The organism is Amphritea atlantica (assembly GCA_024397875.1).
Lineage (GTDB): Bacteria > Pseudomonadota > Gammaproteobacteria > Pseudomonadales > Balneatricaceae > Amphritea > Amphritea atlantica_B.
In genome coordinates, this window is record CP073345.1 from 89,229 (window position 1) to 112,708 (window position 23,480).

Below are 23,480 nucleotides of genomic sequence, written 5' to 3' on the forward strand. Positions count from 1 at the left end.
ATGTTTTTTACTGAATAAAAGAGGCATCCTATGAGACGTGTCGTTGTTACCGGAATGGGTATCGTATCTTGCCTGGGTACTGATAAAGAAGCCGTCCTGGACTCACTGAAAGAGGGCCGTTCCGGCATTAAATTTCAGGAAGAGTACAAAGAGCTCGGGTTTCGCAGCCAGGTAGCTGGCAGTATTGATCTGGATTACACAGACCTGATCGATCGCAAACTGGTTCGTTTCATGGGTGATGCCGCCGCTTACGCGTATCTGTCTATGGATCAGGCGATCAAAGACGCTAACCTGAGCGAAGATATGGTATCTAACGTGCGCACTGGCCTGATTGCTGGCTCCGGTGGCGCATCGTCTGCAGATATCGTGGAAACAGCTGATATTCTGCGCACCAAAGGTGTCCGTCGTGTTGGTCCCTATCGCGTAACCCGCACCATGGGTTCAACCGTTTCCGCCTGCCTGGCAACCCCCTTCAAGATTAAGGGCGTCAACTACTCCATTACCTCTGCCTGCGCCACCAGCGCCCACTGTATCGGTAATGCAATGGAGCAGATTCAGCTGAACAAGCAGGATATCGTTTTCGCTGGCGGCGGCGAAGAGCTTCACTGGTCTCTGAGTGTTATGTTTGATGCTATGGGCGCGCTGTCCAGCAAATACAACGATACGCCGGAAAAAGCCTCCCGCGCATACGATGCAAACCGCGATGGTTTTGTTATCGCTGGCGGTGGCGGCATGCTGGTTCTGGAAGAGCTGGAACACGCCAAAGCCCGTGGCGCCAAGATCTATGGTGAGCTGGTCGGCTATGGCGCAACTTCTGATGGCTATGACATGGTCGCACCTTCCGGTGAAGGGGCGGTACGCTGCATGAAGCAGGCGATGAGCACCGTTGACGGCAGCATCGACTATATCAACTCCCACGGCACGTCGACACCTGCAGGCGACATCCAGGAGCTGAAGGCGATGAAAGAGACCTTCGGCGATCAGATGCCACCTGTCAGCTCAACCAAGTCGCTTACCGGCCACTCACTGGGCGCAACCGGCGTTCAGGAAGCGATCTACAGCCTGCTGATGATGGAGAACAAGTTTATCTGCGCATCGGCGAATATTGACGAGCTTGATCCGGCGGCTGAAGGCCTGCCCGTTGTCACTGAGCGTCGCGACAATGCGGATCTACAGCGAGTGATGTCTAACAGTTTCGGCTTTGGTGGTACCAACTCAACACTGGTATTCCAGAAATACACCGACTGATCATTTAAGCACATACAGAAAACCCGCCTTCCGGCGGGTTTTTTATTACCTTGTTCTTTTAAATTTTGTCTTCATCGATCACATTAAGATCACGCATCTGCGCTTCCAGCCAGCCAATTGAATCGGTGTGGATATCATCAACAGTCCGGTCAGCCACAGGCACCGGAGCACCTACCCGAACCGTAATCGTTCCCGGGTATTTGACATAACTTTTCCCCGGCCAGTAGAGGCCCGCATCATGGGCTAACGGCACAACCGGAACCTGAGCACTGGCTGCCAGCATTGCGCCGCCTTTATTAAACTTACCCAGCTGTCCGGTTTCCACCCGGGTGCCCTGAGGGAAGATAACCACGTTAATCCCCTCCTGGAGCCGCTCCTTGCCCTGAGTCAGTAGCTGCTTTAATGCTCCCCGGCGTTTACTGCGATCCAGCGCAATTGGCTTGAGCATCCCCAATGCCCAGCCAAAAAACGGAATTTTTAACAGCTCCTGCTTCAATACCGCGCTCTGCGGACGAATCAGCGTCTGTAAAAAAAATGTCTCCCACTCACTGGAATGGTTAGCGACCACCACATAGGCGCCATCGCTATCCTTCGGCAGGTTTTCACGCCCCTCTACCCGGTATCTGACACCACAGGTCAGATAGAGCCATAGCATCGTAAAGTAATTCATCAGGGTAAACAGCTTAAAACGGGGACGAAATGGCAATGCCCATCCGACCAGTATACAAAAAGCCGCAAACACTAACGTCACCGGATAGAACCCCGCATAGAAAAGCGTTGCTCGCAGATATAAAAACAGAGAGGGTTTTCGGATCATCGCCTGGTCACTATCCTTTTCGGCATTAATATCGGATTCAACAGCCGGTTTCAAGAGCTCACCTTCCAGTGACCGCTTTTTCCACCCCGCTTTTCTAGCAGCTTAATCTCAGAGATCACCATCCCCTTGTCCACCGCTTTACACATATCATAGATGGTCAGCGCCGCAACCGATGCCGCGGTCAGAGCTTCCATCTCAACACCTGTCTGGCCTGCAAGCTTACAGATCGCCAGAATCAGTACCGAATCGGACTCCGGCCGGGGCGTCAGCTCAACAGTGACTTTACTCAGCATCAGCGGATGACACAGAGGAATAAGATCGGAGCAGCGTTTAGCCGCCTGAATTCCGGCAATTCTGGCCACCGCCAGCACATCACCCTTTTTATGCTCACCGGTGGTGATCATCTCAAGGGTTTCAGGGGTCATGGTTACTACCGCCTGCGCAGTAGCCTCCCGACTGGTGACCGCCTTTTCGGATACGTCCACCATATTCGCATGGCCATTTTCATCCAGATGAGTAAGACGACTCATACAGCCTCCTGTGGTTTCTTTTTATTCAATACCGGATTGGCATACATCTGCTGCAGAATCGTTGCCGCAGACTCCGGCAATCCGTCCGTGCGGGCAGCAAACAGTGCTTTCTGCTCATCACTGATGTTATCCACATCGACACCCGCCGCCAATAAATTGGAAGGGTGCAGATAATAGCTCTCGATAATCTGCCGATCGATCTCAGCTGCCAACTCTTCCGGAGTGTTCTTATCGGTAATCACGTCACCAAACGCAACATGTACATGACCTTTGTTACCGGTAATCCCGGTCACAATGCTGTCGATATCTTCAAACTGGGATTTCTCGTACTTAACCCCCTGAGACTTGGAATCAAGCTCAAGAGCCTTCGCCCGGTCGCAGGGGTCATACTCATAGGAGATCGAAACGGGGACAATTTTCACCCGCTCCAGAAATTCAGAAAAGCTGCGCTGTTTCCGATGCGTCATATAAAACATTTTCAGAATCGCCGGATCAGTAAAATCATTACCGTCTTTTGCCCGCCCTTCCCGCTGAGCAATCCAGACGCTCGCCTCATCCTGCACCAGAGAGTGGTCGATATAGGCAGACAACTGACCCAGCGCGGTGAGAACCTCACGCCCTTTAGCCGAGCGGTTAACAATAAAACTCTTATTCAGACGCATCAGATCAGACACGTACGGCTTGCGCAGCAGATTATCGCCTATGGCGATGCGCAATGTATCAAAACCGTTTTGATACAGCGCCCAGTTAACAAATGCCGGATCCATGGCAATATCACGGTGATTTGAAACAAACAGATACGCCTCATCCTGTTCAAGATTTTCAATACCACTGCAGGATAGACGGGTAGTGGTACGCCCGATCATCTTAGTCATATAGCCGGCAATCAGCGTCTGAAACTGCTGAACGGTTTCGATCTCGCCGGTTTTTTGTGCCAGAAAAATACGCACGGCAGGCTTCAGCAACCAGCCAAACACCGATGCCATCCGGGGAAACTGATAGCGGGTCAGGACTGAGATCAGTTCATCATCATGGATCAGCCGGTTCAGAGCATCACTTACCTCGCTATCATGGTAGGGGCGGATATTCTGAAATGGATCATTGATAGAGCTGGCTGCCATTCTGCCTCCTGAGGCACTGCGAATAATTAGGCCGGTATTTTACAGGGAGACAGGAATAATTTCAGCGCACATTATCAATTCTTTAGATTAATCCGCTCAGATCAACCTCCGGTCATGTTCATAAACCGGACAATCTGCGGCGTTTCATCATCAAGATCAAAATGATGCTGTTCCGGTTTCAGATCCATTGCCTGAATCAGATGCTGTTTCAGCAGCTCAATATCGCCGGGATGCTCACGGATAACCCGACGCAGATCCATGGAATGTTCATTTCCAAGGCAGAGCAACAAACGCCCCTCCACAGTCATCCGAACCCGGTTACATTCACTACAGAAGTTATGGCTGTGGGGAGAGATGAAGCCTATCAGGCTGTCACTATCAGACATCCGATAATAGCGCGATGGCCCGCCGGTTTTCTCGCTGCAGTCGATCAGGGGATACTCAGCCGTGATCATCTCCAGTAACTCATCGCTGGAACAATACACTTCAGCCCGGTCATGCTCGGTGATCGCGCCCAGCGGCATCTCCTCTATAAAGGTGATATCCACTCCCTTATTACGGGCAAAGGCGATAAGGTCGAGCACCTCATCATCATTACGGCCCTTCAGCACAACCGCATTCAGCTTAATCCGCTTGAAGCCTGCGTCGATCGCGGCATCGATCCCCGCTAACACCTGTTCAAGACGCCCGGTACGGGTCAAGCGTTTAAATTTATCCGCCTGCAAACTATCGAGGCTGATATTCAGACGGTCAACGCCCAGTCGTTTGAGATCAGCAGCCATACCAACTAGCTGAGAGCCATTAGTGGTAATCAGCAGTTCTGCCGGCAACTGTCCCAGCTGTTCCACCAGCGTGAGAATCCCCCGTCGTACCAGTGGCTCACCGCCGGTCAGACGGATCTTATTAACCCCCAGCTCGACGAACGCCCGGGCCACCAGAAACAGCTCTTCCAGTGATAAAACCTCGCTGCGGGGCAGAAACTGCATCTCCTCTGCCATACAGTAGACACAACGAAAATCACACCGGTCCGTGACAGATAGACGGACATATTCAACCCTTCGGCCAAAGCGATCGACCAGTTGAGTGGTGACGTTGTTGCTCTGATTTATCTGCATACCCGGCTAGTATCTCTTGCTCATTTAGGTAAAAATATACCTGATTATTTTAGTCAGTTATTCAACTAATTGTTAGGTGAGTTTTCAAACAATGTACATGCTTCTAAAGCACTCCCACATCAGCTTTGCCGCACTGAGCATCCTCTTTTTCACTCTTCGGGGTTACTGGATGCTCTCAACACCGGAAATGTTAAAACGACGCTGGGTCAGAATTGCACCACATGTTATCGATACCCTCTTACTGGTAAGCGCCATAGCTCTCACCATTACCGTCAACCAATATCCTCTTACTCATAGCTGGCTGACGGCAAAACTGATCGCACTGGTGGCTTATATTGTCCTAGGTACCATCGCCCTGAAACGGGGAAAAACCAGAAAGACCCGCACCCTCGCATTTGTTTTAGCGCTGGCCTGTGTGGCTTATATCGTCTGGGTGGCCCTGCACCACACCCCGCTACCCTGATATCAGTTAAGCGGTGATATCATCGATCTTCTCCTTCTGGTACTGCTCACGAATCATCGCCACCAGCTGACTCCGCCAGGGCAACTGACGGATACCAAAATGATTCAGTAATTTAGTGCAGACCAGTACCGAAGAGGCCGGGCGTTCAGCATCGCTGCCTAACTCGGAGGAGCTGATCGGTATCAGCTTCTCCACTTTAAGCTTTTCATACTGACCTGCAGCGGCCAGCACCGCTTCAGTAAAACCGTAACGCGTGGTGATCTCTGCACAGCAGTAATGATAGGTACCCCAGTTTTCTGCTCCATTATGTAGCTGTTTCAGAATAGCAACGATTACCCGGGCAATATCACTGGCGGAGGTCGGGCACCCCCGGCGATCATCCGCAGCAAAGATCTCCTCCTCCTGACGCGCCTGGAGAAGTGCACGACGCATAAAATTATCGCCAATAGTACTGAATACCCAGCTGACCCGGAGAATCAGATGCTGCGGTAATGCAGCACGCAACACCTCTTCGCCCTGCCATTTACTATCACCATACAAACCCAGCGGACGTGCCTGATCATCCTCTTTATAGCCACTCTCATAGTGGCCATCAAAGACATAGTCAGATGACAGGTGTATCAGCGGAATAGCGAGTTCGCCACAGGCCATCGCCAGATTTTTTACGGCATCCCTGTTCAGCGCATAGCAACGTTCAGCCTGCGCTTCAGCCTGATCAACCGCGTTAAACCCGGTAGTATTGATGACATAATCCGGCAGATGCTCATCCAGTTGTTTCTGGACCTGCTCGCGACTACTGATGTCCAGTTTCGCATCCGTAAAAGCAACGACAGAAAAAAAAGGATCATTCTGTGTCGCCTGATTTAAAAAATAACCTATCTGGCCATCAACGCCGGTAATTAAAATTTTCGCCGGAGTGGTCAGAAAATCCTGAGTCATTACGTTATAGCTCCACCAGTTTCGCTTTCAAATCAACGATACCATATCAAAACGGCAGCGAAACCAAAAAAGCGTTCGGGCTGATAAAAGTTTTCGCCAAAACATCCGCACAGCGGTAATGGTTTCAGATATCCATATAAACAGGCAGAATAGGCCTCCGGATAAACAATCCTTCTGCGCTATAGTTCGCGCATTCTTTTGCAAGACGAGGCCCTTCTTATGGCTTTAGAGATAAGCTCTCATAAAAGCGAAAAACCTGCTGGACGGATTCGCCAGCGCAACGAACAAGTAATTCTGGCAGCGGCGGTGCAGGAATTTGCCGCCTGTGGATATAAAGGCGCCAGCATGCGGCAGATTGCCAGCCGCGCCGATCTGCCAAAAGCCAACATTCACTACTATTTCAAGAATAAACTGGGGCTCTATTTCGCGGTACTCAGTGATATTATTGATCTGTGGGACAGCACCCTGAGCAACCTGAAAGCCGAGGATGATGCTGTTGAAAGCCTGACCCGGTATCTGCGGAAAAAAATCGAATTTTCCCGCGATCATCCTCTGGCATCACGTATTTTTGCCAGCGAGATTATCAGCGGCGGCCCTAACCTGGGCAACTATTTCACCGAAGGCTATGAAGAGTGGTTCAGATCCCGGACGGCCGTCTTCGAGCAATGGCAGCAACTGGGTAAGCTTGATACCGCTATAGCGCCGAGTCATCTTATTTTTTTACTCTGGTCCAGCACACAGCACTATGCAGATTTTGCACTACAAGTGTCTTCCGCACTGGGAAAGGACTCTTTGGAAAACAGCGATTATGAGCAGGCGATTGGAACACTGACACACATTATCCTCAAAGGCTGTGGTATCACACAGAAAGCGTAATCCGGCTGAGCGACTCACCATGCCAGTGAGTAGTTTCAGTCTATTACTGCCTCGCTAAAGCACAATAACTGTGCAGTCATGAACGTATAGGGTGCGTTGTTCAGGCCGCTCCTTCAGAAGCCGATCAAGATTCGGCTCATATGGACATACAGCCCAGCCTGATTCCGGCGAAAAAGGCACGCCTGAGCAATGTTGACCAACTGGCCAGTTTTTTGCTTCTCTTTTTGGATATATACAAGACTCAACTATTTTGTTTCAGTATAGTTTTCCCTTAGCTCCATTATCGGCGAGGTAGCCAGCGTGAAGCAGAACTCACCACCACCGCGATTAACCCTGCGCGGGATCACCAAACAATACCCCGGTTGTCTGGCTAATGATGATGTTCATCTGGATATTCAGTCCGCTGAGATTCACGCCCTGCTGGGCGAAAATGGCGCGGGGAAAAGCACCCTGATGAAAGTGATCTACGGGCTGGTAAAACCTGATAGCGGAGAGGTGCTGTGGGATGGACTGCCCCTCGAAGTAAAAGACCCGGCCCATGCCCGCAAGATGGGAATCGGCATGGTGTTTCAGCACTTTTCACTGTTTGAAACCCTGACCGTCACTGAAAATATCGCCCTGGCGCTGGGTGACGATGCCGGTGAACTGACCGCGCTGGCAGACAAGATCCGTAGCGTGTCAGAAAAGTACGGTATGGCAATTAACCCTGACCGGGAGATTCATACCCTGTCCGTGGGCGAACGACAGCGGGTTGAGATCGTCCGCTGCCTGGTGCAGGAGATCAAACTACTGATTCTTGATGAGCCCACCTCTGTATTAACGCCACAGGAGGTAGAGGCTCTGTTCATCACCCTGCGGCAACTGGCCGATGAAGGCTGCTCAATCCTGTTTATCAGCCACAAACTGAATGAAGTCAAAGCCTTGTGCCACAAAGCCACCGTGTTGCGCGCGGGAAGAGTATCCGGCGAGTGTATTCCCGCTGAAGAGAGCGCCACCAGCATGGCAAAGCTGATGGTCGGAGATGACACACCGGTCAGCACCACCTACCCCAAAAAACTGGGCAATACACCGCTACTGAGCATCACTGACCTGAACCGGCATAGCCCCGACCCGTTCGGGGTCCATCTGAAACACATCAACCTGACGGTTAACGCCGGAGAGATCGTCGGCATCGCTGGTGTCGCCGGCAATGGTCAGGAGGAGCTGCTGGCCAGCCTGAGCGGAGAACACCTCTGCCCTGACGGCAAAACCATTACTTTTGCTGAAGACGAAGTCGCTAACCTGCCTCCCGATCAGCGCCGACAGTGGGGCCTGGCTTTTGTCCCCGAAGAGCGGCTTGGCCGGGGCGCGGTGCCCGGAATGAGCCTGACGGAAAATGCCCTGCTTACCGGCTTTCTGACCGGACTGGTCAGCAAAGGACTGGTCGCCTGGCACAAAGCGGAGCGCTTTGCCGATGCGATTATCGATCAGTATAAGGTTAAAACCGCAGGCCACCATGCGCAGGCCGACAGCCTTTCCGGAGGCAACCTGCAGAAATTTATTATCGGCCGGGAGATCATGCAAAACCCGAAAATCCTGATCGCTGCCCACCCCACCTGGGGTGTCGATATCGGGGCCGCCACCGCAATTCACAAAGCGCTGATTACCCTGCGTGATCAGGGGGCGGCGATTCTGGTCGTTTCGGAGGATATCGACGAGCTGTTCCTGATCTCCGACCGAATCGGCGCAATCTGTGATGGCGCACTCTCGCCGATTAAACCCACCCCCGAATCCTCGATACAGGAGCTGGGACGGATGATGGCCGGTGACTTTAACCGCTCGGTCAATGACGGAAGCACAGCCCTATGATTAAACTTGAACCCCGTGGTGAGCGCTCCGCCACAATGGCATATCTGTCTCCGGTATTAGCCGCGTTATTAACAATGCTGACCGGTCTGATACTGTTTACTCTGCTGGGTATTGACCCGGTCGAAGCATTGATCACTATTCTTTATGTCCCGATCTCTGATACTCACGGCATTACAGAGCTCTGTGTAAAAACCACCCCTATTTTACTCTGCGCCATCGGCCTGTCGGTGGTATTCAAGGCCAAGATCTGGAATATAGGCGCCGAAGGACAGCTGCTGATGGGTGGATTGTTTGGCAGCTATATAGCCTTGCAACTGATCGAAACAGAGGGATTCTGGGTATTACCTGCAGTGCTGATCTCCGGTGTCGTGGGCGGGATGTTCTGGTCTGGCATTGCCGCCATACTCAAAGTTCGCTTTAACACCAATGAGATCCTCACCACCATCATGATGAACTATATCGCCCTGAACATTCTGCTCTGGGCGGTTCATGGTCCTCTGAAGGACCCGGAAGGTTTCAACTTCCCGGAATCGGCACTCTTTGGTGATTCGGCTCTGTTACCGGTTTTGATCGAGGGTACCCGGGTGAACTTTGGTATGGCGCTGGCGCTGCTGGCGGTCGTCGCCGTCTGGGTATTGATGAGCCGCAGTTTTTACGGTTTCCAGATCAAAGTGATGGGTATGGACGCCGGGGCCGCACGACTGTCGGGCTTTAAGGATAAACGACTGATCTGTTTTGCCCTGTTGCTGAGTGGCGGATTAGCCGGGCTGGCAGGCGTTGGCGAAGTGACCGGGCCAATTGGTCAGTTGATTCCGCAGATCTCCCCCGGATATGGTTACGCCGCGATTATTGTGGCATTTCTCGGTCGTCTCCATCCGGTAGGGATTCTACTGGCAAGCCTGCTGATGGCGCTGCTGTATATGGGGGGGGAGATGGCGCAGATCAGCCTGGGGCTGCCGCTGGCTCTGACCGGACTGTTCCAGGGAATGCTGCTGTTTTACCTGCTCGCCTGTGATGTCCTGATCACCTTCCGTATCCGCCTCAAACCGGGAAAGGTCATCTCCCGCTCACCTGTGCCGCCATTAGCGTCTGAGACGCAAGGATAAACCATGGATATTGATCTGATTACCAATATACTCTACGCCATGATCCGCACCGGAACACCGCTCCTTATTGTCGCGCTGGGAGAGCTGGTGTGTGAAAAAAGCGGGGTGCTAAACCTCGGCCAGGAGGGAATGATGCTGATGGGCGCGGTGGTCGGCTTTATCGTCACCCTGCTCTCCGGCAGCCTGCTGTTAGGCTTCCTGCTGGCGATGGTCGCCGGGGTTCTGATGTCGCTCATTTTTGGTCTGATCACCATGGAGCTCAGTGCCAACCAGGTTGCTACCGGGCTGGCGCTGACCATCTTTGGCACCGGGTTGTCTGCATTTGTCGGCAGTGATTTCGTCGGCAAACCGATTGCAGGCCTGGATCCTGTGTTTATTCCGGTACTCACGGATCTGCCGATCATCGGCCGAATGCTGTTTGGTCAGGATCTGATCGTCTATCTATCCTTTGTGCTGTTTGGCGCCGTTTACTGGTTTATCAACTACTCGCGCCCGGGACTGATTCTTAAGGCCGTGGGAGAAAACCCTCACGCGGCCAACGCGATCGGACTGCCGGTTTTCAAGACCCGTTATCTGGCAATTATCTTTGGCGGTGCCATGGCAGGACTGGCCGGAGGTTACCTGTCGCTGGCATATACCCCTCTATGGGCTGAAAATATGTCCGCGGGACGCGGCTGGATTGCCCTTGCTCTGGTGGTATTTGCCAGTTGGAAAGCTGAGCGCGTCCTGCTGGGTGCCTGGCTGTTTGGCCTGGCCAGTATCTTACACCTGGTATTTCAGGGACTTGGCTTTTCGGTTTCACCAAACCTGCTGGCGATACTGCCCTATTTAGCTACAGTGGTGGTACTGGTGCTTCTTTCGAGTAATCAGACCCGCAGCCGCCTGGTGGCTCCGATCTCGCTGGGCAATCCATTCCATGCCAGAGGCTGACGAGCGAAGTTTAACTGCACGGGCTCTGGTGAGCTGTATGAAAGCAATCACCACGCAAATGCACCAGAACAGGACTGATTTACCAATCAAGGAAGCGCACCCGGGGAGTACCACAACAGACCCGTGTCTGCTTACATCAGGGATCACAGTGGCATAACCAAAACATGACTAATTGGTCAGAATTTTGCTTAAACAATAACAACTGACCATAGGGTCAATTTTTTAGCCTATCAAAACACATGATGCAACAGGAGAAGGACGCATGAAACGTCGTCAATTTAACAAGCTGGTTACCGGTCTTGCTGCCGGTATGTGCATCTCTGCACTCACCACTCTTTCAGTTCAGGCCGCTGATCCCCTCAAAGTTGGTTTTGTCTATGTAGGCCCTGTCGGTGACCATGGCTGGTCATATCAACACGATCAGGGACGTCAATCCGTTGAAGCGGAATTTGGCGATAAAGTACAGACAACCTATGTGGAAAACGTCGCCGAGGGTGCTGACGCCCAGCGGGTCATCTACAACCTGGCAAAAACCGGCCACGATCTGATTTTCACCACCTCGTTTGGTTTTATGAACCCAACGCTGAAGGTCGCCAAACAGTTCCCCAATGTTGTATTTGAGCATGCCACCGGCTACAAGATGGCGAAAAACCTGGGCACCTATATCTCCACGACCTTTGAAGGGCGCTATGTTGCCGGTTATGTCGCCTCACAGGTGACTAAAAGCAACAAAATCGGTTATATCGCATCCTTCCCTATCCCTGAGGTTATCCGCGATATTAACGCAGTGCAGCTGGCTCTGAACAAGTACAACCCGGAAGCGGAACTCAAAGTGATCTGGGTTAACAGTTGGTTTGATCCGGGCAAAGAAGCGGATGCCGCCAATGCCATGATGGATCAGGGTGTCGACGTTATCCTGCAACATACCGACAGCCCGGCGGCGATGCAGGCAGCTGAGCGACGTGGTGCCTATGCCGTGGGTCAGGCATCCGATATGTCATCTTTCGGTCCGAACGCCCATCTGCTATCGGTTGTTGATGAATGGGGTCCCCACTATATCAATACAGTTAAAGCGGTAATGGATGGCAGCTGGACAGCCAAAGCCAATGTCGAGGGTATGAAAGAGGGTGCTATTGTCATTCCCGACTTCAATGAGAGCATACCTGCCGATGTTGTCGCCCACGCGAAAGAGCTGATCGCCGGCATCAAAGACGGCAGCATCTACCCGTTTGCCGGACCGATCAAAAACAAAGCCGGTGAGCTGGTTGTAGCTAAGGGTGAACGCCTGAATTACGACGCTCTGGAAAAGATGAACTGGTACGTTGAAGGGATCGTTTCTGATATTCCCAAGTAAGGCTCATCGGATTATTGAATAGTGACAGACAAACGACTCGCCGCTGTCTCCGATAGCGGCAAATCGTTTTCCAATAAGAGTTCAGCAGCATTATGAATATTCCTCTGATCAATATCTCCAGCTTATATTCCGAAAACGAATCAGCAAAGCTGAAAGTCGCCAGGGCGATCGATACCGCCTGTCGGGAAAGTGGTTTTTTCTATATTCAGGGTCACCCCATCAGCAGAGAGCGCATTCAGGAGATGCGCAATCTGTCACAGGCATTTTTCGCCCTCCCTGAAGCAGAAAAGCTTAAGATCGATATCTCCCTGTCGGCCAACCACCGTGGTTATGGCAGGATGAAAGCGGAACAACTGGACCCGGAACGCCCCGGAGATATCAAAGAGACCTTTGATATGGGCCTGAACCTGCCCGCCGATCACCCGTTGACTGGACCGGAAAGGCCCCTCTACGGCCCCAACCAGTATCCTCCGATGCCCGCTGATTTTCAGCAAAAGATGGAACGTCACTACCGGGATATGCTGGAGCTGGGCAAAACTGTACTCAGTGCGCTGGCGATGGCATTGGGTATCGACAAGGATTTTTTTGCCGACAAGTTTGATTACCCCCTGAGTGTACTGCGCTTTATTCACTACCCCGAAGTCGAGCTGGATAGTGGCGAAAAGCATATAGGTGCCGGCGCCCATACCGATTATGGCTGCATTACCATCCTCTGGCAGGATGAGGTGGGCGGCCTTCAGGTGCAGGGCAAAGATGGTGAATGGATCGATGCGCCGCCCATTGAGGATGCGTTTGTTATCAACATCGGCAATATGATGGCGCGCTGGAGCAACGACCGGTACAAATCCACCGCCCACCGGGTCTTCAGCCCCAGCGGACAGGAGCGTTACTCAATGCCGTTCTTTGTCGAGCCGGACTTTGATACCGATGTCAGCTGTCTGGAAAACTGCTGCCTACCCGGTGAGGCCCCCAGATATGAGCCGATTTCTGCCGGTGACTGGATGATCTACTGCTTTAACAACACTTACGCCTACCGAACTGAAGAGACCGCGTAAAGCGGTCAGGCGGCACCGGAGTCGACATCCCGATACGCAGTGACTCCTGCTGTAGTGTAGCGGATCATCGCTGCTTCTCTAATAACCGACAGACCTCCAAAGCAATTCTTGTTAATGCAAATACTGCGACAGAAAATAATATTTATCGATACGATAAGAGTGCTGAAGCGACCCAGACCACCACAATGAACTAAGTCTGACGTTCACTTGTCTACCCGATGTGATGGAGAATTTAAATGATGACAAAGCTGAAGTCCTTTCTGGACACCTTCCTGCCGCCGGAAAGCGACTCGCCCAGCGATCCCCAGAAGATTATCTCCCTGGCATCAGCCGCCCTGATGGTCGAAGTACTGTTATCAGACTACGAGCGTAAGCCCGAAGAGCAAAGCACGCTGCTGGATGTACTGAAGAAAAGCTTTTCCCTGAATCAGGTCACAGCAGATGAGCTGCTGAAGCAAGCCGGAAAGGCACAACGGGAGGCGACAGATTATTTCCGCTTCACTTCACAAATCAACGAGATCTGTACGCCTCAGGAAAAAATATCGCTGATCGAAAACCTGTGGCGGGTGGCTTATGCCGATGGTGAACTGCACCATTACGAAGAGCATGTGATTCGTCGTATAGCCGATCTGATTCATGTTTCCCATACTGATTTTATTACGGCTAAGCTGCGGGTTATGGAGTCACTCTAGGACCCTTATACAACAGCCATAAAAAAAACCCGCAGATGCGGGTTTTTTTATGATATGTCAGTCCCTCAGAAGGGGATATCATCATCAAAATCATCCAGGCCTGGCGCAGGCTGCGGTGCTGGATTCTGCCGCGGCTGTTGTGGCGCTTGCTGGGGCTTCTGATAATTCTGTTGTGGCGCCTGTTGTGGCTGATAGTTCTGCTGCGGAGCCTGCTGCTGTGGTGCCTGTTGATAACCACCGGCCTGGGGCTGTTGATAACCACCACCGCTACCGCCGTCAGCACGACCATCGAGCATCTGCATCTCACTGGCAACAATCTCAGTTGTGTAACGATCCTGGCCCTGCTGATCCTGCCATTTACGGGTGCGCAGTGAACCTTCCAGATACACTTTAGACCCTTTATGCAGGTACTCACCGGCAATCTCAGCCAGGCGGTTGAAAAACACCACCCGGTGCCACTCGGTGCGTTCCTGCTGCTGACCGGTCTGCTTATCCTTCCATGATTCAGAGGTTGCCACCGTGATGTTGGTCACCGCATTGCCGCTCGGCATATATTTAGTTTCAGGCTCATTGCCCAGGTTACCAATCAGGATGACTTTATTAACACCGCGTGCCATTGATTTCTCCAATTTTCTTTAACTTTTCGCAACGGTTGCTGCACATTTATTACAGCTAATGCATTGGGCTAAAGCATATCATAAATAACCATGGAAAATATCTTCAGATCAGGTGTTGGCGACACGCATAACTCTTTATACTTGTGCTTTTGCATTGGACACGGAAACAACGATGGACAAGATAGTGGTTCGCGGCGCCAGAACACACAACCTGAAAAATATCGACCTCGAGATCCCCCGGGATAAACTGGTTGTTATTACCGGGTTGTCCGGCTCCGGTAAGTCGTCACTGGCATTTGATACGCTCTATGCTGAAGGCCAGCGCCGCTATGTAGAATCGCTCTCTACTTATGCCCGTCAGTTCCTGTCGATGATGGAAAAGCCCGATGTCGATCATATTGAGGGCCTCTCTCCGGCCATCTCAATTGAACAGAAATCCACCTCCCACAACCCCCGCTCCACCGTTGGCACCATTACCGAGATCTATGACTATCTGCGTTTGCTGTTTGCCCGTGCAGGCGAGCCGCGTTGCCCGGATCATGATCTGCCATTAGCCGCACAAACCGTCAGTCAGATGGTCGATCAGGTTCTGGCGCTACCGGAAGGCTCCAAACTGATGCTGCTGGCCCCGGTGATTCAGGGGCGCAAAGGTGAGCACTTACATACGATCAGTGAGCTACGGGCGCAGGGTTTTGTCCGCGCACGCGTCAACGGCATCGTCTGCGATATCGACAGTATTCCGGAGCTGGATAAGAATAAAAAGCACCATATCGAAGCGGTGGTTGATCGCTTCAAAGTCCGCGATGACCTGCAGATCCGTCTGGCGGAATCGTTTGAAACGGCGCTGGCCATGACCGACGGTATCGCCACTATCAGCTATATGGATGGCGATGGCGAAGAGCTGGTATTTTCCGCCCGGTTTGCCTGCCCTAAATGCGGCCACAGCATTCAGGAGCTGGAACCGCGGATGTTCTCCTTTAATAACCCTCACGGGGCTTGCTCGTCCTGTGACGGACTGGGTGTAAAGCAGTTTTTTGATCCCCGGAAAGTGGTTTCAGATGACACGCTGACGCTGTCAGAGGGGGCTATCAGAGGCTGGGACCGGCGGGCGTTGTATTACTTCCAACAGCTGAAAGCCGTAGCCGAGCATTACGGCTTTAATATGGATACTCCATTCAAAGAGCTGACCGCTAAGCAACAGAAAATGATTCTGGAAGGCAGCGGTAAAGAGGATATCGCATTTCGCTACCTCAATGACCGCGGCGATGTCATCAGCAAATCCCACCCCTTTGAAGGGGTACTGAACAATCTCTCGCGCCGCTACCGGGAAACCGAATCCGACATGGTGCGGGAAGATCTGGCCAAATATATCAATATGCAGGAGTGCCCGGCCTGTGACGGTAGCCGACTGCGCCGTGATGCCCGTCATGTGTATATTGATGAGAAAACATTGCCCGAGCTGGTACGTCTGTCAATCGGCGATAGCTGTGATTATTTCGATCACCTTCACCTGACCGGTAAACAGGGCGAAATCGCCGAGAAGATCCTTAAAGAGATCCGCCTGCGACTGGAGTTTCTCGTCAATGTCGGTCTGGATTACCTCTCTCTGGAGCGTAGCGCCGAAACCCTCTCCGGCGGTGAAGCACAACGGATTCGACTGGCCAGCCAGATCGGGGCCGGACTGGTGGGCGTAATGTACATTCTCGACGAGCCCTCAATCGGCCTGCACCAGCGTGATAACGACCGCTTGCTGAAAACCCTGATCCACCTGCGGGACCTGGGGAATACTGTCATCGTGGTGGAGCATGACGAAGATGCGATCCGGCTGGCAGACTATGTCATCGATATCGGTCCGGGCGCGGGGGTGCATGGTGGTGAGATTATCGCGCAAGGCACCCCGGCACAGCTGATGCAGTGCAAAGAATCAATGACCGCCGACTATCTGTCTGGACGGCGCAGAATCGAAGTCCCATCCGAACGTCACACATCTGACGGACGCTGGCTTCAGCTGCATGGCGCTACCGGTAACAACCTTAACAGCGTCAACCTGGATATACCTCTGGGTCTGCTGACCTGTGTCACCGGCGTCTCCGGCTCCGGTAAGTCGACCCTGATCAACGGCACCCTCTACCCGATTGCAGCGACCGAACTGAACGGCGCTACCACGCTGGATGCCGCCCCTTACAAAGAACTGAAAGGGATGGATCTGCTGGATAAAGTGATCGATATCGATCAGAGCCCGATTGGCCGGACACCCCGGTCAAATCCGGCAACTTACACCGGCATCTTCACCCCGATTCGGGAGTTGTTTGCCGGTACTCAGGAAGCTCGCTCCCGGGGTTACAAACCCGGACGCTTCAGCTTTAACGTCAAAGGCGGCCGCTGTGAGGCCTGTCAGGGCGATGGCGTTATCAAGGTAGAGATGCACTTCCTGCCGGATATCTACGTCCCTTGTGACGTCTGCAAGGGCAAGCGTTACAACCGCGAAACCCTTGAAGTTAAATACAAGGGCAAGAGCATCCACGAAGTCCTGGAGATGACGGTAGAAGATGGTCGTGAGTTTTTCGATGCCATTCCGGCGCTCGCCCGTCGCCTGCAAACGCTGATTGATGTCGGTCTGTCTTATATCCGCCTGGGACAAGCCGCCACCACCCTCTCCGGGGGTGAAGCACAACGGGTGAAACTGGCCAAAGAGCTGAGTAAACGGGATACCGGTAAAACCCTCTATATCCTCGATGAACCGACTACCGGTCTGCACTTCTACGATATCCAGCAATTGCTGAACGTGCTCTATCGCCTGCGCGATCACGGTAACACCATCGTGGTGATTGAACACAACCTGGATGTGATTAAAACCGCCGACTGGATCGTCGATCTCGGCCCTGAAGGCGGCACCCGTGGCGGACAGATCATCGCTACCGGCACACCGGAGACAGTAGCCGAGATTAAAGGGTCATATACCGGGGAATTCTTGAAGCCTCTGCTGGATAAAGCTAAGAATAAAAGCTGATAAGTGGCTAGAACGTCCCTACGCGACTTGCCAGACGCGGCTTCGCCTCTTGCTAGTTGCTAGAAAGAAAATAAGGGCAGAAAGGCTGATGCTTGTTGCATCAGCCTTTAATGTGTCAACCTACGCGACTCATCTCATTCACGGTAAAGCTTGCGATAGCCCTCAATGACTACCGAATAGCGTTTCAGGGGATCACTTTCATATGCCTCAGCCATAATTCACGGGATTCCCAGCTTACATAGAAGGCAAAAACCTGCGCATTTTCCTTATCCTGATGAAGGTCGTACTCGATACCCCCCTGTTCAGCATGTGTCGGTTCAATCAAACTAATTAGTTCGGCTTTTTACCCGTAGTACGTCTTCTGGTCTGGCTTAGATACATGCAATGATTGTCAGTGCTGCCTTCATAGAGAGCCCTTTAGAAGCGACTCTGACATTAATGAGTTAGTGCCCAAACCCTTCGAGTACGATCTTACCTATCACGGTGCCACTTTCGACTGCGATATGAGCACGTTTAAGATTCTCTGCGTTGATCGGTCCAAAGTGCTCCCCCCGTGTTGTTTTAATCTCTGCTGCGTCGATAAGTCCGGCGACCTCATTCAACAGATCACGCTGTTTGGCTATATCAGAGGTATTGAACATCGAACGGGTATACATACATTCCCAGTGCAAAGAAACAGACTTCATTTTAAGTTTCATAATATCCAGCGGCTGATCAGGATCATCGATTAGCGCAAACTTTCCTTGGGGCGCTATAACCTCAGCAATCGAATCAAAATGCTCAGTAGTACCATTCAAACTAACAACATGGGTAACACTCGACAAACCAACCTTGTTGAGCTCTTCCTGCAGAGGCTTACGATGATCAATGACGATATCGGCGCCGCATGCGGTTACCCATTGTTGGCTTTCTGGACGAGAAGCAGTGCCGATAACCACCGCATCAGTTAATCTGGCGGCGAGCTGCACGATAATTGAACCAACGCCACCCGCAGCCCCGATGATCAGTACCTGCTGCTCAGCTGAAGCATGAGCAGATCCACACGGGGCAAGACCTAAACGATCAAAAAGCAATTCCCATGCAGTGATGGTGGTCAAAGGCAATGCCGCAGCTTCAGCGTCAGAAATCGACGTTGGCTTATGACCCACAATCTGTTCATCAACAAGATGATACTCAGAGTTAGTGCCTGGGCGAGTCAAGTCACCGGCATACCAAACTTTGTCACCCTTGTTATAAAACTGTACTTGCTCACCGACAGCAACAACCTCACCAACGGCATCCCATCCCAGAACCTTATATTCTCCATTCTCAGGCTGAACATTTTTGCGAACTTTAGTGTCAACCGGATTTACCGATATGGCATTAACCTTAACCAGCAAATCACGACCGGTGGCAACAGGCATAGGCTGATCAATATCAACCAATGAATCCTGCGCTGTAATATCTTGTGATGTTAGATAACCGATAGCTTTCATTTAATGTCTCCGTAAATTGATAGAGACATTGTCGAGGGATAGCCCTAAACTTAAAACAAGGCAATCAATTAATCAGTTTCAAATTATTTTTGATAATGAACACATCAGATTTAGATCTCTTCACCCGAATCGCGGACAGTGAAAGCATTACCGCTTCCGCTAAGCAACTTGGCATAACGCCAGCAGCCGCCAGTGCAGCCCTGAAACGACTAGAGAAACAACTGGATACGCAGCTGTTTATCCGTTCAACTCGTCAGCTTCGCCTCACTTCGGAAGGTGAGCACTTTCTACTATATTGCCAACAGGCATTAGCCTCTCTGGAGGAAGGAAAAGCCTCTTTACATGCGATTAAAGGTAAAATTTCGGGTGAACTTCGTCTGTCAGTGCCCTCAGACCTTGGCCGGAATATAGCCATCCCATGGATTGATGAAATGATGGAAGAACATCCTGAATTTTCTCTAAAACTGAGCATCAGCGATAGCTTGTCAAATTTCTATCTGGACCGGGTAGATGTCGCGCTACGCTATGGTGAGCCAGAAGATTCCAGCATGATCGCCTTTCAAATTGCCACAATGGAACGGCTAATTATTGCTTCACCCGATTACATAGTGAGTTATGGTAAACCTGAGCATCCTGATGATCTGCGCCAACATAATTGCCTGATGTTCAGACTAGGCAGCCGATCGTTCAATACCTGGGAGCTATTCCGTGGTGAAAAGCGATATAAAATATCGGTGAAGGGAGACCGTGAAAGCGACGATGCCGAGATCGTCCGACGCTGGGCTGTCGCAGGCAAAGGAATTGGCTATAAATCGGTGTTAGATGTAAACCAAGACCTGAAGAAGGGTAAACTCGTGAGGATACTTCAAGAATATCAGTCTAAGCCTTTATCTCTCTATCTGATTTGCCCAAGCAGACAGCAGTTAACCCCGGCGGTGCTGCTATTGAGAGATTTTCTGCGAGACAAAGTCGCCATAGAACTAGCTACAGCTTGAGTGATCTGAATACACTCATACTAGCAGCCAAAATTATTGTTCAATTGTCAGATTTTCTTCAAACAGCTATAGGGGAAAATATGGCGACTGATCGAGGGCAAAAAAAAACCCGGCATAAGCCGGGTTTTTATTAAGAGTCGAAGAGATTAATCTTCAGAATCTTCTACCGCTACAGCGTCAGCTGGACGGTCAACCAGTTCAACGTAAGCCATCGGCGCGTTGTCACCAGTACGGAATCCACATTTTAGAATGCGAATGTATCCGCCTGGACGACCTTCGTAGCGAGGACCCAGTTCATTGAACAGTTTACCGACAGCTTCTTTGCTGCGGGTACGGGCAAAGGCCAGACGACGGTTAGCAACCGAGTCTACTTTTGCCAGTGTGATCAGAGGCTCAGCAACACGACGCAGCTCTTTAGCTTTAGGCAGCGTGGTCTTGATGAGCTCATGTTCGAACAGGCTTACAGCCATGTTCTTGAACATTGCTTTACGGTGCGCACTTGTACGATTAAAGTGACGACCTGATTTACGATGACGCATCTTTTTATCCTTGCCAAACTGTTAGGTTTAAAACCGCAGATCAGGAAGCGACTTTATCGTCGTTTCTGATGCTCGCCGGTGGCCAGTTTTCCAGGCGCATACCAAGCGACAGACCTTTAGACGCCAAAACGTCCTTGATCTCGGTCAGCGATTTCTTACCCAAGTTCGGAGTCTTAAGCAGTTCTACTTCGGTACGCTGAATCAGATCACCGATATAGTAGATCTGCTCTGCCTTCAGACAGTTGGCGGAACGTACAGTCAGCTCCAGATCATCAACCGGACGCAGCAGGATCGGATCGATCTCTGGTTCTTCCGGTTCATCGTTAACCTGATCCTTACCACCTTCCAGATCTACAAATACAGCCAGTTGCTGCTGCAGAATAGTTGCAGCACGACGGATGCATTCTTCCGGATCGATAGTACCATTGGATTCAATGTCAATAACCAACTTATCTAAGTCAGTACGCTGTTCAACACGAGCACTTTCAACTACATACGATACCAGGCGAACCGGGCTGTAGGTAGCATCGAGCTGCAGGCGACCGATGGTCCGTGACTCGTCTTCATCAGATACGCGCGCATCAGCTGGCACATAGCCACGACCACGCACGATCTTCAGTTGCATGTTAAGGCTCGCACCTTCGCTCAGATGAGCGATGACATGCTCTGGATTCGCGATTTCAACGTCCTGATTCAGCTGAATATCAGCTGCTGTAACAGGACCCGCTTCGCTCTTAGACAGAGTCAGGGTTGCTTCGTCACCATTGTGCAGCGCGACTGCAACACCTTTGAGGTTGAGCAGGATTTCAATTACGTCTTCCTGCACGCCCTCGATGGTGCTGTACTCATGCAGCACACCCTCGATCTCTACTTCAGTGATGGCACAGCCAGGCATTGAAGAGAGAAGGATACGGCGTAGCGCATTACCCAGCGTATGGCCAAAACCGCGCTCCAGTGGTTCCAAAGTAACTTTTGCACGAGTTGCACTAATTTCCTGAACGTCGATATGACGGGGACTTAGAAACTCGTTTACTGAACGCTGCATAGTTCCACCAATTAAGAAGTCAATATTTACTTAGAGTACAGTTCGACAATCAGCTGCTCGTTGATATCAGCAGACAGATCGCTACGCTCTGGCAGGGACTTGAAAGTTCCTTCCATTTTCGCAGAATCTACTTCTACCCATTCAACAGAGGTACGCTGAGAAGCCAGCTCAAGTGCGTGTTTGATACGCAGCTGAGTCTTAGACTTTTCACGAACGGCAACCACGTCACCAGCTTGTACCTGGTAAGATGGAACGTTCACAGACTGACCGTTAACTGTAATCTGGCGATGTGAAACTACCTGACGTGCTTCAGCACGAGTAGATCCAAACCCCATACGATAGACAACATTGTCTAGACGCCCTTCCAGCAACTGAAGAAGGTTGGTACCAGTCGCTCCAGAGCGACGGGCAGCTTCCTTGTAGTAGCTGCGGAATTGCTTTTCAAGCACGCCGTATGTACGACGAACTTTCTGTTTTTCACGAAGCTGTAAACCGTAATCAGACAAACGACCACGACGAGCGCCATGTACACCTGGAACATTTTCAGCTTTACACTTACTGTCCAGAGCACGAACACCGCTCTTCAGGAAAAGGTCGGTACCTTCACGGCGAGACAGCTTACATGTTGGTCCTAAATAACGAGCCATATTATTACTGTCTCCGGATTAAACGCGACGTTTCTTCGGTGGACGACAACCGTTGTGAGGAATCGGTGTCACGTCCGTGATGTTGTTAACCTTGTATCCACATGCATTCAATGCACGTACAGCGGATTCACGGCCTGGGCCTGGGCCCTTAACAAAAACGTCTAAATTCTTTAGACCATACTCTTGAGCAGCTACACCTGCACGTTCCGCAGCAACCTGTGCCGCGAAGGGTGTACTCTTACGAGAACCACGGAAGCCGGAGCCGCCTGCGGTTGCCCAACTCAGGGTATTGCCCTGACGATCAGTAATAGTAATGATCGTGTTGTTAAATGAAGCATGGATGTGAGCGAATCCGTCAACAACCTGCTTTTTAACCTTTTTACGTGTGCGATTACCTGGCTTAGCCATACTGGAAATTCCTATCGCTTACCATTACTTACGGATTGGCTTACGTGGGCCCTTACGGGTACGCGCATTAGTCTTAGTGCGCTGACCACGGAGAGGCAGACTACGGCGATGCCGCAGACCACGATAACAGCCCAGATCCATCAAGCGCTTGATGTTCATGGATACTTCACGGCGAAGATCGCCTTCAACTGTCATCTTGGCAACTTCGCCACGTACGATGTCCAGTTGTTCTTCTGACAAATCTGCAATCTTTGTGGATTCTGCAATCCCACAAGTAGCGCAGAGGTCCTTCGCTGTAGTGCGGCCAATTCCGAAGATGTAAGTCAATGAAATTACCGCATGCTTATTGTCAGGAATATTGACGCCAGCTATACGGGCCATTCAATTTACTCCAACTCATTAGCATGCACCTGTGCTTTTCACAGGTACTGCAAATTCTTCTATTAATGGAAGGCGCGAGATTCTACACTTTGATCAAAAATAAATCAAGGCTTCGCGCCAACCACTCCCAGACCAGGCGTTAATTAACCCTGGCGCTGCTTGTGTCGTGGTTCAACTTTGCAGATAACCCGCAGAGTACCGTTACGACGTACGATCTTGCAGTTACGGCAGATTTTCTTAACAGATGCACGTACTTTCATGATCAACTC

General features: G+C 51.3%; 24 protein-coding genes and 1 pseudogene. 11 read left to right on the plus strand and 14 right to left on the minus strand.

Annotated features, from left to right (window positions below; all coding sequences use genetic code 11):
- The first annotated feature begins 30 nt into the window (after positions 1–30).
- Complete coding sequence (fabB, locus tag KDX31_19915) at positions 31–1,248, plus strand: beta-ketoacyl-ACP synthase I (protein UTW05657.1); 1,218 nt, start codon at positions 31–33, stop codon at positions 1,246–1,248.
- Between the two features lie 58 nt (positions 1,249–1,306).
- Here fabB and KDX31_19920 read toward each other — a convergent pair whose 3' ends face one another.
- The 4 genes from KDX31_19920 to moaA all read right to left on the minus strand — a co-directional run bounded on the left by KDX31_19920 (position 1,307) and on the right by moaA (position 4,831).
- Positions 1,307–2,065 (minus strand): 1-acyl-sn-glycerol-3-phosphate acyltransferase, encoded by a 759-nt coding sequence (locus KDX31_19920; protein UTW05732.1) that lies wholly within the window; start codon positions 2,063–2,065, stop codon positions 1,307–1,309.
- Between the two features lie 50 nt (positions 2,066–2,115).
- Positions 2,116–2,595: a cyclic pyranopterin monophosphate synthase MoaC gene (gene moaC / locus KDX31_19925; GenBank protein UTW05658.1), complete on the minus strand. Its 480-nt coding sequence runs from the start codon at positions 2,593–2,595 to the stop codon at positions 2,116–2,118.
- On the minus strand, positions 2,592–3,716 hold the full coding sequence (locus KDX31_19930) for a 1-acyl-sn-glycerol-3-phosphate acyltransferase (protein ID UTW05659.1): 1,125 nt from the start codon (positions 3,714–3,716) through the stop codon (positions 2,592–2,594). Before KDX31_19930 ends, moaC begins: the two co-directional genes overlap by 4 nt.
- 101 nt (positions 3,717–3,817) lie before the next feature.
- Positions 3,818–4,831, minus strand: a complete 1,014-nt coding sequence (moaA, locus tag KDX31_19935) for a GTP 3',8-cyclase MoaA (GenBank protein UTW05660.1) — start codon at positions 4,829–4,831, stop codon at positions 3,818–3,820.
- Positions 4,832–4,922: 91 nt separating this feature from the next.
- On the opposite strand from moaA, the gene KDX31_19940 reads away from it, so the two are divergent.
- The gene (locus KDX31_19940; protein ID UTW05661.1) at positions 4,923–5,294 is read left to right on the plus strand and encodes a SirB2 family protein; all 372 of its coding nucleotides are present in this window, start codon (positions 4,923–4,925) and stop codon (positions 5,292–5,294) included.
- A 6-nt stretch (positions 5,295–5,300) separates the two neighbouring features.
- Here KDX31_19940 and rfbD read toward each other — a convergent pair whose 3' ends face one another.
- Entirely contained in the window at positions 5,301–6,233 is a 933-nt protein-coding gene (gene rfbD, locus KDX31_19945; GenBank protein UTW05662.1) for a dTDP-4-dehydrorhamnose reductase, read from the minus strand.
- Positions 6,234–6,452: 219 nt separating this feature from the next.
- Between rfbD and KDX31_19950 the strand changes: the two genes are divergently transcribed.
- The 7 genes from KDX31_19950 (at position 6,453) to KDX31_19980 (ending at position 14,094) form a co-directional block, all read left to right on the plus strand.
- Complete coding sequence (locus KDX31_19950) at positions 6,453–7,109, plus strand: TetR family transcriptional regulator C-terminal domain-containing protein (protein ID UTW05663.1); 657 nt, start codon at positions 6,453–6,455, stop codon at positions 7,107–7,109.
- A 300-nt stretch (positions 7,110–7,409) separates the two neighbouring features.
- A complete protein-coding gene (locus KDX31_19955) occupies positions 7,410–8,957 on the plus strand; it encodes an ABC transporter ATP-binding protein (protein ID UTW05664.1) in 1,548 nt (515 codons plus the stop codon).
- Positions 8,954–10,063 carry an ABC transporter permease gene (locus KDX31_19960; GenBank protein ID UTW05665.1) on the plus strand — a complete coding sequence of 370 codons (1,110 nt, stop codon included), beginning with the start codon at positions 8,954–8,956 and terminating at the stop codon, positions 10,061–10,063. Before KDX31_19955 ends, KDX31_19960 begins: the two co-directional genes overlap by 4 nt.
- A 3-nt stretch (positions 10,064–10,066) precedes the next feature.
- Positions 10,067–10,993: an ABC transporter permease gene (locus tag KDX31_19965; GenBank protein ID UTW05666.1), complete on the plus strand. Its 927-nt coding sequence runs from the start codon at positions 10,067–10,069 to the stop codon at positions 10,991–10,993.
- Between the two features lie 262 nt (positions 10,994–11,255).
- Positions 11,256–12,347, plus strand: coding sequence for a BMP family ABC transporter substrate-binding protein (locus KDX31_19970; protein ID UTW05667.1), 1,092 nt, complete (start codon positions 11,256–11,258; stop codon positions 12,345–12,347).
- A gap of 92 nt (positions 12,348–12,439) precedes the next feature.
- Complete coding sequence (locus KDX31_19975; GenBank protein ID UTW05668.1) at positions 12,440–13,402, plus strand: 2OG-Fe(II) oxygenase; 963 nt, start codon at positions 12,440–12,442, stop codon at positions 13,400–13,402.
- A 236-nt stretch (positions 13,403–13,638) separates the two neighbouring features.
- Positions 13,639–14,094, plus strand: a complete 456-nt coding sequence (locus tag KDX31_19980) for a TerB family tellurite resistance protein (protein UTW05669.1) — start codon at positions 13,639–13,641, stop codon at positions 14,092–14,094.
- Positions 14,095–14,159: 65 nt separating this feature from the next.
- Here the strand turns inward: KDX31_19980 and ssb are convergent, their stop codons facing one another.
- Complete coding sequence (gene ssb, locus KDX31_19985; protein ID UTW05670.1) at positions 14,160–14,711, minus strand: single-stranded DNA-binding protein; 552 nt, start codon at positions 14,709–14,711, stop codon at positions 14,160–14,162.
- 172 nt (positions 14,712–14,883) lie between these two features.
- Between ssb and uvrA the strand changes: the two genes are divergently transcribed.
- Entirely contained in the window at positions 14,884–17,721 is a 2,838-nt protein-coding gene (uvrA, locus tag KDX31_19990) for an excinuclease ABC subunit UvrA (GenBank protein UTW05671.1), read from the plus strand.
- 169 nt (positions 17,722–17,890) lie between these two features.
- On the opposite strand, the pseudogene KDX31_19995 reads toward uvrA, so the two are convergent.
- A pseudogene (locus KDX31_19995) lies at positions 17,891–18,128 on the minus strand (antibiotic biosynthesis monooxygenase).
- 36 nt (positions 18,129–18,164) lie between these two features.
- Positions 18,165–19,196, minus strand: coding sequence for a zinc-binding alcohol dehydrogenase family protein (locus KDX31_20000; protein ID UTW05672.1), 1,032 nt, complete (start codon positions 19,194–19,196; stop codon positions 18,165–18,167).
- A 95-nt stretch (positions 19,197–19,291) separates the two neighbouring features.
- Between KDX31_20000 and KDX31_20005 the strand changes: the two genes are divergently transcribed.
- Positions 19,292–20,191, plus strand: a complete 900-nt coding sequence (locus KDX31_20005; protein ID UTW05673.1) for a LysR family transcriptional regulator — start codon at positions 19,292–19,294, stop codon at positions 20,189–20,191.
- Positions 20,192–20,337: 146 nt separating this feature from the next.
- Here the strand turns inward: KDX31_20005 and rplQ are convergent, their stop codons facing one another.
- The 6 genes from rplQ to rpmJ form a co-directional block, all read right to left on the minus strand.
- Positions 20,338–20,730 carry a 50S ribosomal protein L17 gene (gene rplQ / locus KDX31_20010; GenBank protein UTW05674.1) on the minus strand — a complete coding sequence of 131 codons (393 nt, stop codon included), beginning with the start codon at positions 20,728–20,730 and terminating at the stop codon, positions 20,338–20,340.
- Between the two features lie 40 nt (positions 20,731–20,770).
- Positions 20,771–21,775 (minus strand): DNA-directed RNA polymerase subunit alpha, encoded by a 1,005-nt coding sequence (rpoA, locus tag KDX31_20015; protein ID UTW05675.1) that lies wholly within the window; start codon positions 21,773–21,775, stop codon positions 20,771–20,773.
- A 26-nt stretch (positions 21,776–21,801) separates the two neighbouring features.
- Positions 21,802–22,422: a 30S ribosomal protein S4 gene (rpsD, locus tag KDX31_20020; protein UTW05676.1), complete on the minus strand. Its 621-nt coding sequence runs from the start codon at positions 22,420–22,422 to the stop codon at positions 21,802–21,804.
- Positions 22,423–22,440: 18 nt separating this feature from the next.
- Positions 22,441–22,830 (minus strand): 30S ribosomal protein S11, encoded by a 390-nt coding sequence (rpsK, locus tag KDX31_20025; protein UTW05677.1) that lies wholly within the window; start codon positions 22,828–22,830, stop codon positions 22,441–22,443.
- A 24-nt stretch (positions 22,831–22,854) separates the two neighbouring features.
- A complete protein-coding gene (gene rpsM / locus KDX31_20030) occupies positions 22,855–23,211 on the minus strand; it encodes a 30S ribosomal protein S13 (GenBank protein UTW05678.1) in 357 nt (118 codons plus the stop codon).
- Between the two features lie 143 nt (positions 23,212–23,354).
- Positions 23,355–23,471, minus strand: coding sequence for a 50S ribosomal protein L36 (gene rpmJ / locus KDX31_20035; protein ID UTW05679.1), 117 nt, complete (start codon positions 23,469–23,471; stop codon positions 23,355–23,357).
- Between the last annotated feature and the right edge of the window lie 9 nt (positions 23,472–23,480).

Excerpts from the sequence above, each read along its gene's own strand:
- fabB (UTW05657.1), top strand. The coding sequence starts at position 31 with ATGAGACGTGTCGTTGTTACCGGAATGGGTATCGTATCTTGCCTGGGT.
- KDX31_19920 (UTW05732.1), bottom strand. The coding sequence starts at position 2,065 with ATGATCCGAAAACCCTCTCTGTTTTTATATCTGCGAGCAACGCTTTTC.
- moaC (UTW05658.1), bottom strand. The coding sequence starts at position 2,595 with ATGAGTCGTCTTACTCATCTGGATGAAAATGGCCATGCGAATATGGTG.
- KDX31_19930 (UTW05659.1), bottom strand. The coding sequence starts at position 3,716 with ATGGCAGCCAGCTCTATCAATGATCCATTTCAGAATATCCGCCCCTAC.
- moaA (UTW05660.1), bottom strand. The coding sequence starts at position 4,831 with ATGCAGATAAATCAGAGCAACAACGTCACCACTCAACTGGTCGATCGC.
- KDX31_19940 (UTW05661.1), top strand. The coding sequence starts at position 4,923 with ATGTACATGCTTCTAAAGCACTCCCACATCAGCTTTGCCGCACTGAGC.
- rfbD (UTW05662.1), bottom strand. The coding sequence starts at position 6,233 with ATGACTCAGGATTTTCTGACCACTCCGGCGAAAATTTTAATTACCGGC.
- KDX31_19950 (UTW05663.1), top strand. The coding sequence starts at position 6,453 with ATGGCTTTAGAGATAAGCTCTCATAAAAGCGAAAAACCTGCTGGACGG.
- KDX31_19960 (UTW05665.1), top strand. The coding sequence starts at position 8,954 with ATGATTAAACTTGAACCCCGTGGTGAGCGCTCCGCCACAATGGCATAT.
- KDX31_19965 (UTW05666.1), top strand. The coding sequence starts at position 10,067 with ATGGATATTGATCTGATTACCAATATACTCTACGCCATGATCCGCACC.
- KDX31_19970 (UTW05667.1), top strand. The coding sequence starts at position 11,256 with ATGAAACGTCGTCAATTTAACAAGCTGGTTACCGGTCTTGCTGCCGGT.
- KDX31_19975 (UTW05668.1), top strand. The coding sequence starts at position 12,440 with ATGAATATTCCTCTGATCAATATCTCCAGCTTATATTCCGAAAACGAA.
- KDX31_19980 (UTW05669.1), top strand. The coding sequence starts at position 13,639 with ATGATGACAAAGCTGAAGTCCTTTCTGGACACCTTCCTGCCGCCGGAA.
- ssb (UTW05670.1), bottom strand. The coding sequence starts at position 14,711 with ATGGCACGCGGTGTTAATAAAGTCATCCTGATTGGTAACCTGGGCAAT.
- uvrA (UTW05671.1), top strand. The coding sequence starts at position 14,884 with ATGGACAAGATAGTGGTTCGCGGCGCCAGAACACACAACCTGAAAAAT.
- KDX31_20000 (UTW05672.1), bottom strand. The coding sequence starts at position 19,196 with ATGAAAGCTATCGGTTATCTAACATCACAAGATATTACAGCGCAGGAT.
- KDX31_20005 (UTW05673.1), top strand. The coding sequence starts at position 19,292 with ATGAACACATCAGATTTAGATCTCTTCACCCGAATCGCGGACAGTGAA.
- rplQ (UTW05674.1), bottom strand. The coding sequence starts at position 20,730 with ATGCGTCATCGTAAATCAGGTCGTCACTTTAATCGTACAAGTGCGCAC.
- rpoA (UTW05675.1), bottom strand. The coding sequence starts at position 21,775 with ATGCAGCGTTCAGTAAACGAGTTTCTAAGTCCCCGTCATATCGACGTT.
- rpsD (UTW05676.1), bottom strand. The coding sequence starts at position 22,422 with ATGGCTCGTTATTTAGGACCAACATGTAAGCTGTCTCGCCGTGAAGGT.
- rpsK (UTW05677.1), bottom strand. The coding sequence starts at position 22,830 with ATGGCTAAGCCAGGTAATCGCACACGTAAAAAGGTTAAAAAGCAGGTT.
- rpsM (UTW05678.1), bottom strand. The coding sequence starts at position 23,211 with ATGGCCCGTATAGCTGGCGTCAATATTCCTGACAATAAGCATGCGGTA.
- rpmJ (UTW05679.1), bottom strand. The coding sequence starts at position 23,471 with ATGAAAGTACGTGCATCTGTTAAGAAAATCTGCCGTAACTGCAAGATC.